This window comes from Peribacillus simplex NBRC 15720 = DSM 1321 (assembly GCF_002243645.1).
Taxonomy (GTDB): domain Bacteria; phylum Bacillota; class Bacilli; order Bacillales; family DSM-1321; genus Peribacillus; species Peribacillus simplex.
On record NZ_CP017704.1, the window covers coordinates 2,864,751 to 2,879,307 of the forward strand.

18 protein-coding genes and 1 riboswitch are annotated in these 14,557 nt (G+C 40.2%); of the genes, 16 read left to right on the forward strand and 2 right to left on the reverse strand.

Annotated features, from left to right (window positions below; translation table 11 throughout):
• The first annotated feature begins 64 nt into the window (after nt 1–64).
• From BS1321_RS13660 to hag, 10 genes are all read left to right on the forward strand, one after another.
• Nucleotides 65–478 carry a TIGR03826 family flagellar region protein gene (locus BS1321_RS13660; RefSeq protein ID WP_063235708.1) on the forward strand — a complete coding sequence of 138 codons (414 nt, stop codon included), beginning with the start codon at nt 65–67 and terminating at the stop codon, nt 476–478.
• Between the two features lie 219 nt (nt 479–697).
• Nucleotides 698–961 (forward strand): flagellar biosynthesis anti-sigma factor FlgM, encoded by a 264-nt coding sequence (gene flgM / locus BS1321_RS13670; RefSeq protein WP_063235710.1) that lies wholly within the window; start codon nt 698–700, stop codon nt 959–961.
• A 77-nt stretch (nt 962–1,038) separates the two neighbouring features.
• Nucleotides 1,039–1,527, forward strand: coding sequence for a flagellar protein FlgN (locus BS1321_RS13675; protein ID WP_063235711.1), 489 nt, complete (start codon nt 1,039–1,041; stop codon nt 1,525–1,527).
• Between the two features lie 30 nt (nt 1,528–1,557).
• Nucleotides 1,558–3,117 carry a flagellar hook-associated protein FlgK gene (gene flgK / locus BS1321_RS13680; RefSeq protein WP_063235712.1) on the forward strand — a complete coding sequence of 520 codons (1,560 nt, stop codon included), beginning with the start codon at nt 1,558–1,560 and terminating at the stop codon, nt 3,115–3,117.
• 15 nt (nt 3,118–3,132) lie between these two features.
• Entirely contained in the window at nt 3,133–4,011 is an 879-nt protein-coding gene (gene flgL, locus BS1321_RS13685) for a flagellar hook-associated protein FlgL (protein ID WP_063235713.1), read from the forward strand.
• Nucleotides 4,012–4,055: 44 nt separating this feature from the next.
• Nucleotides 4,056–4,697 carry a DUF6470 family protein gene (locus BS1321_RS13690; protein ID WP_069981778.1) on the forward strand — a complete coding sequence of 214 codons (642 nt, stop codon included), beginning with the start codon at nt 4,056–4,058 and terminating at the stop codon, nt 4,695–4,697.
• An 88-nt stretch (nt 4,698–4,785) separates the two neighbouring features.
• Nucleotides 4,786–5,961: an IS200/IS605 family element RNA-guided endonuclease TnpB gene (gene tnpB / locus BS1321_RS13695; protein WP_094246613.1), complete on the forward strand. Its 1,176-nt coding sequence runs from the start codon at nt 4,786–4,788 to the stop codon at nt 5,959–5,961.
• A 114-nt stretch (nt 5,962–6,075) separates the two neighbouring features.
• Entirely contained in the window at nt 6,076–6,519 is a 444-nt protein-coding gene (gene fliW / locus BS1321_RS13700; protein WP_063233913.1) for a flagellar assembly protein FliW, read from the forward strand.
• Nucleotides 6,519–6,752, forward strand: coding sequence for a carbon storage regulator CsrA (gene csrA / locus BS1321_RS13705; RefSeq protein ID WP_063233914.1), 234 nt, complete (start codon nt 6,519–6,521; stop codon nt 6,750–6,752). The genes fliW and csrA overlap by 1 nt, the downstream gene beginning before the upstream one ends.
• Nucleotides 6,753–6,893: 141 nt before the next feature.
• Nucleotides 6,894–7,823, forward strand: a complete 930-nt coding sequence (gene hag, locus BS1321_RS13710) for a flagellin Hag (RefSeq protein WP_063233915.1) — start codon at nt 6,894–6,896, stop codon at nt 7,821–7,823.
• Nucleotides 7,824–8,545: 722 nt separating this feature from the next.
• Here the strand turns inward: hag and BS1321_RS13715 are convergent.
• Nucleotides 8,546–9,388 carry a DNA endonuclease gene (locus BS1321_RS13715; RefSeq protein ID WP_063233916.1) on the reverse strand — a complete coding sequence of 281 codons (843 nt, stop codon included), beginning with the start codon at nt 9,386–9,388 and terminating at the stop codon, nt 8,546–8,548.
• Nucleotides 9,389–9,565: 177 nt separating this feature from the next.
• On the opposite strand from BS1321_RS13715, the gene flaG reads away from it, so the two are divergent.
• The 6 genes from flaG (at nt 9,566) to BS1321_RS13745 (ending at nt 13,962) form a co-directional block, all read left to right on the forward strand.
• Complete coding sequence (flaG, locus tag BS1321_RS13720; RefSeq protein WP_063233917.1) at nt 9,566–9,928, forward strand: flagellar protein FlaG; 363 nt, start codon at nt 9,566–9,568, stop codon at nt 9,926–9,928.
• A 14-nt stretch (nt 9,929–9,942) separates the two neighbouring features.
• Nucleotides 9,943–11,454 (forward strand): flagellar hook-associated protein 2, encoded by a 1,512-nt coding sequence (locus BS1321_RS13725; protein WP_063233918.1) that lies wholly within the window; start codon nt 9,943–9,945, stop codon nt 11,452–11,454.
• A 24-nt stretch (nt 11,455–11,478) separates the two neighbouring features.
• Nucleotides 11,479–11,880 (forward strand): flagellar export chaperone FliS, encoded by a 402-nt coding sequence (gene fliS, locus BS1321_RS13730; protein WP_063233919.1) that lies wholly within the window; start codon nt 11,479–11,481, stop codon nt 11,878–11,880.
• Entirely contained in the window at nt 11,880–12,224 is a 345-nt protein-coding gene (fliT, locus tag BS1321_RS13735; RefSeq protein ID WP_063233920.1) for a flagellar protein FliT, read from the forward strand. The genes fliS and fliT overlap by 1 nt, the downstream gene beginning before the upstream one ends.
• A gap of 252 nt (nt 12,225–12,476) precedes the next feature.
• Entirely contained in the window at nt 12,477–13,034 is a 558-nt protein-coding gene (gene hpf / locus BS1321_RS13740) for a ribosome hibernation-promoting factor, HPF/YfiA family (RefSeq protein WP_063233921.1), read from the forward strand.
• A gap of 670 nt (nt 13,035–13,704) precedes the next feature.
• A riboswitch (cyclic di-GMP riboswitch) is annotated at nt 13,705–13,790 on the forward strand.
• Between the two features lie 31 nt (nt 13,791–13,821).
• Nucleotides 13,822–13,962 (forward strand): anti-repressor SinI family protein, encoded by a 141-nt coding sequence (locus BS1321_RS13745; RefSeq protein ID WP_081112956.1) that lies wholly within the window; start codon nt 13,822–13,824, stop codon nt 13,960–13,962.
• A 148-nt stretch (nt 13,963–14,110) separates the two neighbouring features.
• On the opposite strand, the gene BS1321_RS13750 is transcribed toward BS1321_RS13745, so the two are convergent.
• Complete coding sequence (locus BS1321_RS13750; RefSeq protein ID WP_063233922.1) at nt 14,111–14,434, reverse strand: helix-turn-helix domain-containing protein; 324 nt, start codon at nt 14,432–14,434, stop codon at nt 14,111–14,113.
• Between the last annotated feature and the right edge of the window lie 123 nt (nt 14,435–14,557).

Consider the following 14,557-nt stretch of genomic DNA (forward strand, 5'->3'; position numbering starts at 1 on the left):
GCCGGGATTATTCGATATATACAGTACTGAAGAATAATCGCTTGATGGTGAAGGAGGGGCCTCGATGGAAGTATTCAATTGTCCAAACTGTAATTCGTTATTCGTTATGACGAAATTCCGTGATGTATGCGATGCTTGTTATAAAGAAGAAGAAGCCCAATATGATAAAGTGTATGCATATATTCGAAAGAAAATAAATAGAACGGCGTCCATGATGCAGGTGGTTAAGGGCACTGGCGTTGAAAAAACGTTAATAATTAAATTTGTGAGAACCGGAAAGCTGGCGCAGTTCCCTAATCTAGGAATTCCATGTGAAAAGTGCGGCGCTAACATCAAGAGCGGAAGGTTATGCGGCAAATGCGGCGATTCATTGCGATCGGATTTACAGGCATTTGAAAATGAGGAAAAGCGGCTGACTGAAATTCAAGGAAATGATAAAAAAAATACGTACTACATGAATGTTGATCAAAAAGGATAAATCATGGAAACATGATACGGTATTTGTTAAAATATTCGATATTGAGAACAAGATTCGACAATGGGTGTCGAAGGAAAGATTACAGGAAACAATTAAAGAAATCCATTCCTTGTCGATAATAAAGATAGGGAGAGTAACACAGTCCAGAGCCATTTTTATGTGTTAGGAATCGAAACATAATGGGATTTATAAAATCGACCGAAGGAGAGGATCTGGAATATGAAAATCAATAACGTCGGTATGACAGGTGTTAACCCCTATAATCTTCAAGCCAATAAAACGGGGAATATCAAAGAATCCAAGGTCAAACCCTCGGATAAAGTTGAAATTTCTTCAGCGGCAAAAGAAATGCAGCAATCATCTCCGATTCTTGCTGCAAGACAAGCAAAAGTGGACGAACTGAAAATCCAAGTTGAAAAAGGTAATTATAAATTGAATGCACAAGCAACGGCTAAGGGTCTCATCGATTTTTACCGGAAATGAATTTTCAATGAAAAAGCTTGAATGAAGTGGACGGAGCCATTTTCCGTCCTTTATTTATGAGCGGAGGAGGCAGCAAAATGTCTGCACGGAACATCATCGGATCGCTTGAAAAATTGATCAAGCTTCATAAAAGCCTCAATCAATTAGCGATAAGAAAAACGGCCATTTTGAAAGCAAATGATACCGAAGCGATTACTTCCCTGCTGATTTTGGAACAAAAGCATATTAAAGCGATCAGTCAAACGGATAAGGAAAGAGAAAGGGAAGTCGAGGAATTTCTTGCTGCAAATGGAACGGCGGGACAGCCGGCCTCCATCCATACCGTAACGGAACTGGCAGGACCAGAAGAAACGGAAGTCCTTGAAATGCTAAAAGCGGAATTGATTGATGAAGTGGCAAAGCTGAAGGAGAGGAACGGTTTAAATCAGCAATTGATCTATCAGTCCCTTCAATTTATCAATGTCTCTTTGGATATTCTGAGGCCGCAGAACCAGAACCTGAATTACGGGGATTCGGTTAGGAAAACGGCGAAAATCGGCATGGGAATGTTTGATTCCAAAGCATAAGAAGCAGAAAAAAGATGGAGGTGCGAGCAAATGATTTCAACCTTTATGGGTCTTGAGACAGCAAAACGCGGATTATCCACCTCGCAAGGGGCCTTGTATACAACAGGAAATAACGTGGCCAATGCCAATACATTAGGATATTCAAGGCAGCGGGTCAACCTGATCCAGACTTCGGGCTTCCCTACTGTCGGTTTGAACAGCCCGCGCGTTGCCGGCCAAATCGGGACAGGGGTGGCAGCAGAAACGGTTCAAAGGATCCGCGACAGTTTTCTGGACGCACAATACAGGACCCAAAGTAATAAAATCGGTTATTACGGGGCCATGAGTGAATCCCTGACGAAAATGGAAGGCGTCATGAACGAACCGAAAGACAGCGGATTAGCCGCCACGATGGAGAAGTTCTGGAATTCGCTGCAGGGTCTGACGGCGAATACGGAAAACTCCGGGGCGCGTGAAGTCGTTGCCTCGACGGGTGTCATGGTCGCGGATACACTAAACTACTACTACAACTCGCTAACGAGCGTTCAAACGGATATCAGCAATCAGATAAACGTCAAAGCGAACGAAATCAATACGCTCATCAGCAGTATAGATCAGCTTAATCAACAGATCAGTAAAGTGGAGCCGCATGGTTATATCCCCAATGACCTTTATGATAAACGTGATGTACTCGTAGACAATCTATCACAGCTTGTCAGCATTAAAGTGAATAATGTCATTCCGACGGATTACGGCAGAGCCAGCGATGTGGCTACAGGGCTATACAACATCGAATTGATGCAAGAAGACGGTTCGTCTTTTGCACCGCCCATCAATCTAGTCAGTGTTAACCAAACTGGGATGGTGGGAACTTCGAAAGTTGAGGTTAGCCATGATAAAACGACAGGTATGGTAGACGGATTGAAGTTTGGTTCGAGAACATTGACCGATTACAAATTTTCGGGAGAACTATCCGGTTTGATCAAAAGCTTCGGCTATAAGAAGGCTGATGGCACGATCGGAGGCGCCTATCCTGATATGCTGAAAAAGCTCGATAATATGACGACGGCTTTTGTGAATGAGTTCAATGCCATACATAAACAAGGTTATGCCTTGGGTGATGACAACACTTCAACATTGAACTTCTTTGAACTTGAACCTGGTAAGAGTGCCGCCCAAAGCATCAAGGTGAATGGTGAAATCGTAAAAAATCCCACAAAAATTGCCGCAGGCGGTAAGAGCGGAGGTGCCTCCGGAGATAACGAAAATGCCAAACTCCTGGCTGACCTTAAAAAGAAGGCGTTTAGTGAGTACTCGACTAAAGACCAAAACTCTGACGAATTGACAGGTAGCTTCGACACTTATTATTCCGGTATCATCGGAAAGCTTGGTGTGGATTCCCAAAGCGCCCAAAAAAACCTTTCCAACTCTGTCGTGCTTGCTGCCTCAGTCAATCAAAATAGGGAGTCTGTCAGTTCCGTATCCCTTGATGAAGAAATGACTGACATGATCAAATTCCAGCAGGCATACAACGCATCTGCAAGAATGATGACGATGATGGATGAAATGCTCGATAAAATCATTAACGGAATGGGTACAGTAGGCCGATAATAGGAGGGGACTAACATGCGAATAACGCAATCGATGCTAACCAATAATATGTTGAGTAATTTAAGCAGCAGTTACGAAAAGATGTCCAAGCTGCAAGAGCAGGTTTCCTCTCAAAAGAAGTTTTCCAAACCATCCGATAACCCTGTTGCGGCCATGATGGGAATGGGGTACCGGACAAATCTCAATCAAATAGGGCAGTATCAAAGTAACATTGCCGAGGCGACCAATTGGATCGACAGCACGGATGATGCTATTGGTGAAGCGGTTTCCGCCATGCAGCGGATTCGTGAATTAACCGTTCAGGGCAGCAATGGGACGTATGAAGGGGAACAACTGAAAACCATTACTGAAGAAATTAAACAATTAAAAGAACATCTCATAACTCTTGGAGACACACAAATAGGCGGGAAATATATTTTCAACGGTCAAAATACAAATGTGAGACCATCTTCCGTTAAAGATGGAAATGGGAATACGGTGTATGGTACAGGGGACATAAACCTTGAAGTGTTTTCCGGGATTTCCCTTAAAATCAATACAGACGGTTCCAATACTTTTGGAGATGCACTTGCTTCAGGCGGAAGCATCGACCAAACAATCGATGCACTGGAAAACGGAGGCGACGTGAGCGGCATGCTTGAAGGACTTGACGCAACGATAAATACCTTCTTAGGCATGCAGGCCCAGGTTGGCGCAAGGCAGAATCGGATTGAGCTGATGACGGACCGTCTCAAGCAGCAGGAGGTTTTTGCCACTGAAATCCTTTCGAAAAATGAGGATGTCGATATCGAAAAAGCGATCATGGACTTGACTACCCAGGAAAGTGTCCATAGTGCTGCATTAAGTATCGGAGCAAAAATCATGCAACCAAGTTTATTGGATTTTCTTCGCTAAGCTATTCTTAAATGGATAGCTTTTTTCTATAAGGAGTGTTGATGATGCAGATTCCACAAATTAGATTGCAATCCACCCCAATGAAGATTGGATTGAATATAGAGCAGCCTGTACAGCAAATCGAACAGAAGGCGGCGGTCCAATCAATCGAACAGCCGAAAGCGATCCTGGAGATTCAAACGACTCCAGGCAAGCTGACGATCGATCAGTCAAAAGCAAGGGAAGACATGGATTTGAAAAGCCTCTCAAGAAGAGTTGATGAGTTTGCGCAGCAGGGATATCAAGATTGGCTGGCGGGTATGGCAAGACGTGCCCAGCAGGGAACTGAGCTGAGGCATATTGAAAAAGGCGGTAACCCACTCGCTGAACAGGCGAGGCAAAACAGCAAAGGGCCTGAGAAGCAGTTCAATCTCGGCTGGATCCCTTCTCCATTCAGTGTCAAGCTTGACTACCAGCCAGCCGAAGTGAAGATTGAAGCAACCGCCCAAAAACCGATCATTGATGCTCAAATCAATAGGATGAACCATACATACACACCAGGCAGTGTGGATGTAGAAATTCTACAAAAGAATGCGCTGGATATAGATTTCATCAATTTATCACTTCCCGCCAGAAGTCTCCCTCTTCATGCGCTGAAGGGGGAGACCCCAAAGGTAAGGGGGGGAGATGAATGGCGGTTGGCATAAGCCAAAGTAATCTTTTTACAAACATACATTCCCTGGTTAATAATAATGGGGTGAAACCAATGTTAGTAAACAAGCTTATAAATTTCGAATCTATCCAACGAAAGAACAACTAGTTCTCATCAATAAAACGATCGGCTGCTCCCGTTTTGTCTATAACTTCTTTTTAGGCAAACAAAATGAGAAAGATGCCTACTGGTATATCTGTGAAGAAATGAAGCAAAACGGCCAATTACCCTCTAATGAATGGAAAGGTTCTTTTCTGAATAAATACGCAACAATCAAAGAACTTCCAGCTTTAAAGAAAGAGTATTCTTTCCTAAAAGAAGTAGACAGTATTGCCTTACAGAAATCAGTCGAAAATTTAGCAGATTCCTATAGTCGATATTATAAAAAACAAAACAAGTCTCCACGTTTCAAATCGAAAAAGAATCCGGTCCAATCCTACACGACTAAACATACGAATGGAAATATCGGAATGATTGGAAACCAAATTAAATTGCCCAAACTCGGTTTCGTTCGTTTTGCTAAAAGCCGCGAGGTCGAAGGGCGAATCATCAATGCCACAATAAGGCGGAACCCTTCGGGTAAATATTTCATTTCTGTTTTAGCGGAAACCAATGTACCAGTATTTCCTAAAACGAATCGTTCGTGCGGTGTAGATCTTGGTTTGAAGAATTTTGCCATTCTTTCAGATGGTACGGTTTATCAAAACCCAAAATTCTTCCGGACGGTCGAAAAAAAATTGGCCAAAGCACAACGGATTCTTTCAAGGCGACAAGAAATAGCCTTGAATCAAAATAAACCATTGGCTGAAGCCAAAAACTATCAAAAACAAAAACGAAAAGTGGCCATCCTACACGAAAAAATTTTAAATGCCCGAATGGATTACTTACATAAAGTCTCAACCGAAATCATCAAAAACCACGATGTTATTGGAATGGAAGACTTGCAAGTGTCCAATATGATGAAAGATCACAAACTATCTAAAGTGATTAGTGAAGTATCTTGGTACCAATTCAAAAAAATGTTGGAATACAAAGCAAAATGGTATGGTAAACAAATCGTGACCGTATCTAAAACGTTTGCTTCCAGCCAATTGTGTTCTAGCTGCGGGTACCAAAATAAAGAAGTTAAACATTTGAATCTTCGTGAATGGGATTGTCCTTCTTGTTCTACTCACCACGATCGAGATATTAACGCAGGACTTAATCTAATGAATGAAGCCATAAGGCTTCTAACCGTAGGAATGACGGGGATAGCCTAATTAAAAATTGGCCGATAGGCTAATGTTCTTAGGAATCCCCCACTTCAATCAGACCATAAGGTCGATAAGTGGGGGGAGTTCAATTCCGGATGAGATAGGGAAGTGAAAACATAGATGATCATACAAACAAAATTTCATGGCGAAATCGAATTGGCAGAGAAAGAGATTTATGTATTTGAAAGCGGGATACCAGGATTTTTAGAAGAAAAACAGTTTTGCTTGCTAACTTTGGATGACACGCCCTTTTTCGTCCTCCAATCGACAGAAAAAAAACAGATTGCCTTCATTGTAACGAATCCTTTTGATGTGTTTCGTGATTATGAAGTGAAGCTTACGGATGAGGTATTATCTTCTTTAAACATAGAAACGGAACTGGAAGTCATTACGTTCGTCATATTAACGATCCAGGATCCTTTCAATGAAACGACGGCGAATCTTCAGGCCCCCATCATCATAAATAGTTCTAAAAAAACGGGCAAGCAATTTATCATGAATGCTAGTGAATACCGTACAAAGCATAGACTGTTTGAACCTCCAGTAGAACAGGGGGGGAAATGATGCTCGTATTGACCAGAAAACCAAATGAAGCGATCATGATTGGCGATGATATCGAAATTACGATCCTGTCCGTTGAAGGAGAACAAATCAAACTGGGGATCAATGCCCCTAAAAACGTGGATATCCATAGGAAGGAAGTCTACCTGTCCATCCTGCAGGAAAATAGTGAAGCTTCCAAAACAGAAACCAATCTTCTGGAAGATATAAATGAGTATTTCAAGAAAAAATCGTAATATCCGCTAAATATGTTTCCAAGCAGGTCGATATTAAATATACAACGATGGGCAGTGAAATAGGCGGCCGACTTATTCACTGCCGCCCATCGTAAACAACCACATGGACGTGGGGACTTAAGACTCAAGGAGGAAACATAAATGATTATCAATCACAATATCTCAGCTCTAAACACGCACCGTCAATTATCAAGTGCAACGAATGCACAATCCAAATCAATGGAGAAACTTGCATCGGGCATGCGCATCAACCGTGCAGGCGATGATGCTGCTGGTCTTGCAATCTCTGAAAAAATGCGTGGACAAATCCGCGGATTGGACCAAGCTTCCCGTAACTCACAAGATGCTATCTCTTTGATCCAAACAGCTGAAGGTGCATTAAACGAAACTACTGATATCCTTCAACGTATGCGTGAACTTGCTACTCAAGCATCAACGGATACTAATACAACTAGTGACCGTGGAGAAATCCAAAAGGAAATGGATTCTTTAACATCTGAAATCAACCGTATCGGTAATACAACTGAATTCAATACACAGAAATTATTGAATGGCTCAAAAGACTCTAATAATCCTGATGGTACAAGTGCAGGAGTTGCAGGTGTAGGTCTTCAATTCCAAATTGGAGCAAACGAGAACCAAAGTCTAACACTTGAAATTAAAGATATGCGTGCTGCTGCTCTTGGATTGACTGGTACTGCTAATGATCCAGGGTTCACGGCTGCTAATGGCGTAAGTGACGGTACTAATTCTACCGCTAGTGAAGCTGGACTAGATGTTTCTAGTGCTGCTAATGCATCAGCTGCAATCACAGCAATCCAAGGAGCAATTGATAACGTATCAGCTGAACGTTCTAAATTAGGTGCTAACCAAAACCGTTTAGAGCATACTATTAACAACCTAGGTACTTCTTCTGAAAACCTGACGGCTGCTGAATCACGTGTTCGTGATACAGATATGGCTAAAACAATGATGGAGCAAACTAAAAACTCTATCTTGGCGCAAGCTTCACAAGCAATGTTGGCTCAAGCAAATTCTGCACCTCAAGGAGTCTTACAACTTCTAAGGTAAATTTGAAGGGCGTTTTATCTAGTAATGGATAAAATTATGACTGGGTGAATTGCTGGAACTTCCTAAAGCTGCATCAACCACAACGTAACTGGAAACGGTAAGCGTGAAGGTCTGAAAATGGTGGAGATGACATAATGGATAATCAGCAGCCAAGCTCCTTTGAGGAAACTCTGGAGAAGGTTCAACGACTAGGATATACAGTCTAAGGCGAAGGCTATGACAATGAAATCCGTAGGGTGGCGGTAGCCATTCGAAGTGCCCAGCCCCTTATAACATAAGGGTGAAGATATAGTCTATTCTATGTTCGAAAGACATAGTCGCAAAGCAAGCGAGCCAACAGCCACAAGGAGTTTTACAACTTCTTCGTTAATTTTAGATTACTTGAAAGAGACTCTAGTTATACTAGGGTCTCTTTTGTATTTATGGAAAGAAAGAACCATGGGGAAAAGTAGAGTTAAGGATGGTGAAAATGAAAAGATCTAAAAAGAATGGAAGTTACATTGGTGATAGTAATTTTATGTACAGAGCTAATCATGAACAGCCAAAATTACAACTAGGAGGGAATCAGGACGGATAAAGACCAACAAGCACAGAAGAACTTATTCTAACAACATCTTAAAAGCGATCAAGGAACAGGTTCTTATTTTGGTCGAGATGGAAGTGAGGTTATGAAATGAAAAGGGGAGCACACAGCATACCACCCAAATTATCACGAGGTGGCGTTAGTTTTGTTTTTTAATTTCTTGCCATTTGTAAGTAACGGACCAATAACTTCTTTTTAGCATCTTTGCAATTTCATTTGTTGTAAAACCATTTTTTTTAAGTTGTCTTAGTAATTTAATTTCATCTGGAGAATAGGGTTTAGAGCGATCTGAACTGCTGGTAAGAATCGTGTAATCCGGATACTTAGATTTCCATCTGAGTATTTCTTTTTGATTTCGGAATTCCCAAGAGGTTTTATATAACATAGAAGGACAAGTTTTTGCTACAGGTTCGATTAGTTCGAGGAAACGAAAAGTTTCTTTAACAGAAGTAGTTTTTAGAATATATCCATATCCATCCTTACGAGAACTCAGCTTTAAGGATAAATGATATGTGGTAAATATATGTTCCTTTAGTTTCTCTAATTCGTCTTTAGGATAACATTGAAGGTAAAGATAAATATGCGGTGTGAGGTATATAATTTTTTTATTATGATTTACCCTGTATGAGATGCTTAATGAGCCATCATCCATGTATAGAATAGTTAGGAAATGTGGTAAAAGGCAATTTTCCAGTAATGTGAAAGGGAGATGTTTAGTTCCATCATTGCTGTAAAAGTGTGGGAATAAATTCGTAAATAATTCTAAAGAAGCGGAACGGACACATTGGCTTGCCGGAGTGATATACAATAATCCATCAAAAAAGGCAATTTTCCATTTTCGATAATCTTCCTGAGATGTGCCGTAGTGTTCCCGATAGCTATTGTTCTTTCTCCTGCTATTTTTATAAATTTTCGTGATTTCACCGTCACTTATAACGCTGGCATATAATATATTTTTCTGGATTTCAGTAAGATCAATCATGAAAACCTCCTTATATAGAGTGTAAGCTCTTCTTCTTAGTCCCATTTTATATTGTTATCCCCTCCAATATCAGAATGTTTGTTCTCTATTTAATAATAAATCCTTTGTAGGACACTGTAAAGTTCCGTTTTAGAACCGATATAAAAAGTAAAGATATCATAATTGGGGGCTTTTTAGATGTTGGAGAGTTTGTCCACGAATATTCTTTCCTCACAACTTAGAACAGCAATCTCGGAAGGAATCAGTTCATATTATCAGCGGGATATGAATACGCTTGCCTATTCGGAACGAAGTGTGGAATCTACTGATGAGCCTTCAAAAGAAAAGGTGCAGGAAGTTGTGGATAGTTTGAACACTTTCCTGGATCCAATACATACGGCCGTTCGTTTTGAATATCATGAGAAGTTGAATGAGTACTATGTCAAGGTTGTGGATGATGTAACGGATGAGACGATTCGGGAGATCCCACCTAAGAAGTTATTGGATTTCTATGCGGCAATGACGGAGTTTGTCGGAATCATGGTGGATGAAAAAATATAGGCGGGTGATCAATTTTGGTACGAATCAGTGGTTTAGCAAGCGGAATGGACATTGATGAATTAGTTAAGAGCATGATGCAGGCAGAACGAGTGCCATTGGATAAATTAACACAGAAAAAGCAGTATTCCGAGTGGCAACGGGATGATTACCGCTTGATAAATACATCTTTATCAGAATTGGATACGCTCATTCGTGATGGAATAGGGAAGCAGTCTTCCTTTATTAAAAAGAAGGTGTCGGTATCGAATCCAGATGCTGTATCAGTGAGAAATGTGAATTCGACCAGTGATTTTTCCGGGAATATACAAGTGAATGGACTTGCCAAAGCAGCTACCATGACAAGTACGGAAAAATCAGCTGTTACTGACCCCAAAAAGAAATTATCGGAATTGGGTTTCACGACACCACAAGATATTACGATACTGGCCATCAATAAAGACGGCGGTTTTGATACGGAAGTAAAAGATGGAGCAACAGTGGAAAAACCGTACACGCTTACCCTTAATGCGGACGATACGTTAGAGAGTGTTATAAATAAAATTAATGCTAACTCGGGAGTGACTCTATTTTTCGATGAAACGTCCCAGAAATTTTCCATCACTGCTAAAAATACCGGTGATGTTAAAGATCGAGCTGAAATTGAATTGGGAGGCACCGGAGATTTTTTTGCTACGTTAAAAATGAGCAGTAACAATGAAGGAACTGGCGGCTCAAAAGGGGGAAATGCGTCGATTGTTTTTAATGAATTGGAAATTTCCCGGCCTTCGAATACTTTTCAGATTAATGGAGCGGAAATAACGATAAAGCAGAAAACGACGGATACCGTCACATTCTCATCAACAACTGATGTGGATGCTATCTTGGATACAATCACACAGTTTGTGAATAAATACAATGAAATCATTAAAAAGGTTCAAGATAAAACGGGTGAAGCGAAATATCGCTCCTTTACCCCGCTTACCTCTGAGCAAAAGAAGGCAATGACAGAGGACGAAGTGAAGCAGTGGGAAGAAAAAGCGAAGAGCGGAACGTTAAAAAGCGATTCGACATTAAAAAGTCTTCTGACCACAATGAGGTCATCTCTATACACCTCGGTGGATGGGATCGCAGGAAAAAGCAATCTCAGCAGTTTGGGAATCACCACGACCAAGAATTACTTGGAGGGCGGTAAATTAACGATTGATGAGGACAAGCTCCGGGCAGCCATTAGTGAGGATCCCAATGCGATTTATGATATGTTCATGGCCAATGGAACGGAAAAGAGCGACAAAGGTCTCGCGCGCCGGTTAAGGGATGATATAGAATCATCCATGAAGGTCATTACTGAAAAAGCAGGAAAAGCAGGATTTGTTAACAACACTTTTACAATCGGGAAATTGGTCAATGGATTGGATACGAAGATTTCAGCATTTGAAGCAAAGTTAACTAAACTGGAAACACGCTATTACAACCAGTTCACGGCGATGGAAAAAGCGATTCAAAAGGCAAACAGCCAAAGTGCATCGTTGGCTTCTTATTTTAGTTAAGGTAAGGCGGAAAGGAAGTTAAATATGGCGATAAATAATCCATATCAATCATATCAGCAAAATTCAGTCAATACAGCATCACCGGGAGAGCTTACATTAATGCTTTATAATGGCTGCTTGAAGTTCATCATGGTTGGGAAGAAAGCCATTGAAGCTGGTAATATCGAAGCGAAGAATACGAACATCATTAAGGCTCAAAATATTATCCATGAATTGATGGTAACGCTGAATATGGATGCGGAAGTATCCAAAGATATGATGAGTCTGTATGATTTCATGAACCGGCGTCTGGTAGAAGCAAATATCAAAAATGATGTTGCTGCTTTGGAAGAGGTGGAGGTACTTGTTACTGAGTTCCGGAATACTTGGAAGGAAGTAATTCTGATCAATCGGAAAAAACAATTTACCCAAAGCGGTCAAGTGTAATGGTGATTCGAACCTTTCATGATTTGACTGCTGAATTACTTGCCGTTCTGGAAGATCGCACGATTACAGAACGTGATGATAAAATAGAAAGGGTCACACAGCTGATTGATCAGCGAGATGGACTTCTTTCTCGAATCAAACTGCCTTTAACTGTTGAAGAGCAGCAGTTGGGCCGTGCAACCGTGTTGCTTAACCAACAGGTCGATCACTTGCTGAAGCTTCAAAAGCAGGAGATACAGCGGGATATCCAGGAAATAAATAAGAAGAAACAATCATCTAATAAATACACGAACCCGTATGAGAGTCTATCAGTGGATGGCATGTTCTACGATAAAAGAAATTGATTACCCAACCGTTTGGACTCCAAATGGTTTTTATGTTAATTATTTTTAAATTTTCTGTAAATAATATAGGCTTAATTTTTTCTTTATGGCATAGCATTTGATATAATGAAGCTAGGGCAGACATCAACCCTTTCCAAACCTTCCGACAATTGTTTCATTATTTCGACATATTTCATGATGTGTTTCTAAAGGAAACCGGAGGGGTATTGTAGAATCTAACTGTATAGTCTTAATTTAAGGAGGACTCACTTTATGAATTACAACGTACGCGGTGAAAACATTGAGGTAACTCCAGCAATTCGAGAATACGTCGAAAAGAAAATTGGCAAGTTAGAACGATATTTTAACAATACACCAGATGCAAATGTGTTAGTGAATTTAAAAGTGAACAATAATACATCAAAGGTCGAAGTGACGATTCCTATGCAGAATTTGGTTCTTCGTGCTGAAGAGGAAAATGCGGATATGTATGCTGCCATTGACTTGATCAATGATAAGCTTGAACGCCAAATTCGTAAACATAAAACGAAGGTCAATCGTAAATTCCGGAACAATCTATCGACTACACCCGATGCATTCGCCTTCAATACGGAAGTTGACGAAGTGGTGGATGAATTCGAAGACGATAATGATATTGAAGTGGTCCGCAATAAGCGCTTTGATTTAAAGCCGATGGACAGTGAAGAAGCGATTTTACAAATGAATATGCTTGGTCACAGTTTCTTCGTTTACACGAATGCGGATACTAATACAACGAACGTAGTGTACCGCCGAAAAGATGGACGCTATGGATTGATTGAACCTAGTTAAATATTAATCTAAGATCAAAAGCACAGCCCCTGGGTTGTGCTTTTTTAATGCATGTTGATAGAATTCGTTGGCTGTTGGATTTACTAGAAAAGTTAAAAAAATGATTGCTTCTTTTGTTCTCTAAAGAATACAAATTTATTAAAAATCCATTTTAAAGAACGGTTTTGTTCTTCATTAAGATAAATAGTTAGTATTACCTATTTAATCACCCCAATCTTTTGAACTATACCCGAATTGTTAGTTCTTTAAAAAGAACAAATAGTTATTTATAAAAAACAATTTGATCAAGGTGCAGAGGGGTTGGATTACTTGTATCGAAAGAATTGCCATACATGCCATAGGGATTCTTTTAGCAGTGCGGAATATGGAAAGTGGCTTTGCCCGACCTGCGGTGAGGACTTAACTGCGCAAAAAGCACTGGATGCACTTACAATTGAGAGAATCAATACACCCCAACGAAATATTAAGAAGAGTAATATTTACTATTATACAAAAAAACGAAATTGAATTAGTCTATGATAAATCACCAGAACTTCAAATTTTCTTAATATTGTAATATTTTGTCGGATAAAAGTTTTTGCATTTATGTGGATTACCGACATAAAATAGCAATATATGGAGTGGGTATCCGTTATAATATGATTATAAGTAATGTATTTGGTAATAAATACCACGACAAAGGCAAACTTATTGAAAGATGAGGGCGCAAAGGCACAGGTCTAAGGTCTTTGTGACTATGATGGCTGGTCTGCCTGAAATACAAAGAGTATTTTAGGAGGTAGAAGAGGTGGCTAATGTGAAAATGGATCAAGAATGGGTGAAATTGATTTCAGAAGCAAGAAGCTTGGGGTTCAAAAAAGAGGAAATCAGTGCTTTTTTTAAACGGGAAACCCTTGAGGTAACATTTGAGAAGAACGATGGAAATTAGGTTCCGAACAAGATCGAGAACATCCCTATAAACAGTGGTTCGATTCATTAGCTGTTTATAGGGTTTATTCTTCCTTGAGATTCTAGTGAGTCTAGCTTATTCAAACTTTATTCTCAGGATTATGTAGGTAAACTAGTGCACTACCACTCTACTCTTCTTTATCTTTTCTCCATTTATTAAACTCGATGAATTCCCTGAATTGTTGTTTTGAAACACCCGAATTCATAGCTTCCTCAACGATTTTCATCCAGTCAGTGTCCAAGGTTTCCTTATTTGGTGCATCATAAAGCAGGGCATCAACAGGAATGTTAAGTACGGCGGAGATTTTTTCAAGAAATTGAATAGAAGGATTCGTTTGTAAGTTCCGCTCGAGCGAACTTAAATAAGACTTTGCCACACCCGCTTTATCGGCAAGTTCAGTCATCGACATTTTTTTTTCTTCTCGCAGTTTTTTTACACGTTCACCAATCATCAATACCACCTCGAAACATGATCTATTTATCTTCCGCTATTAAGTTTCAGTAGCCCACCTTATCATTCAAAACATGAAGCCTGTAAGGTTGGATTACCTTGACATGCTATCTCTAGAGAGGAC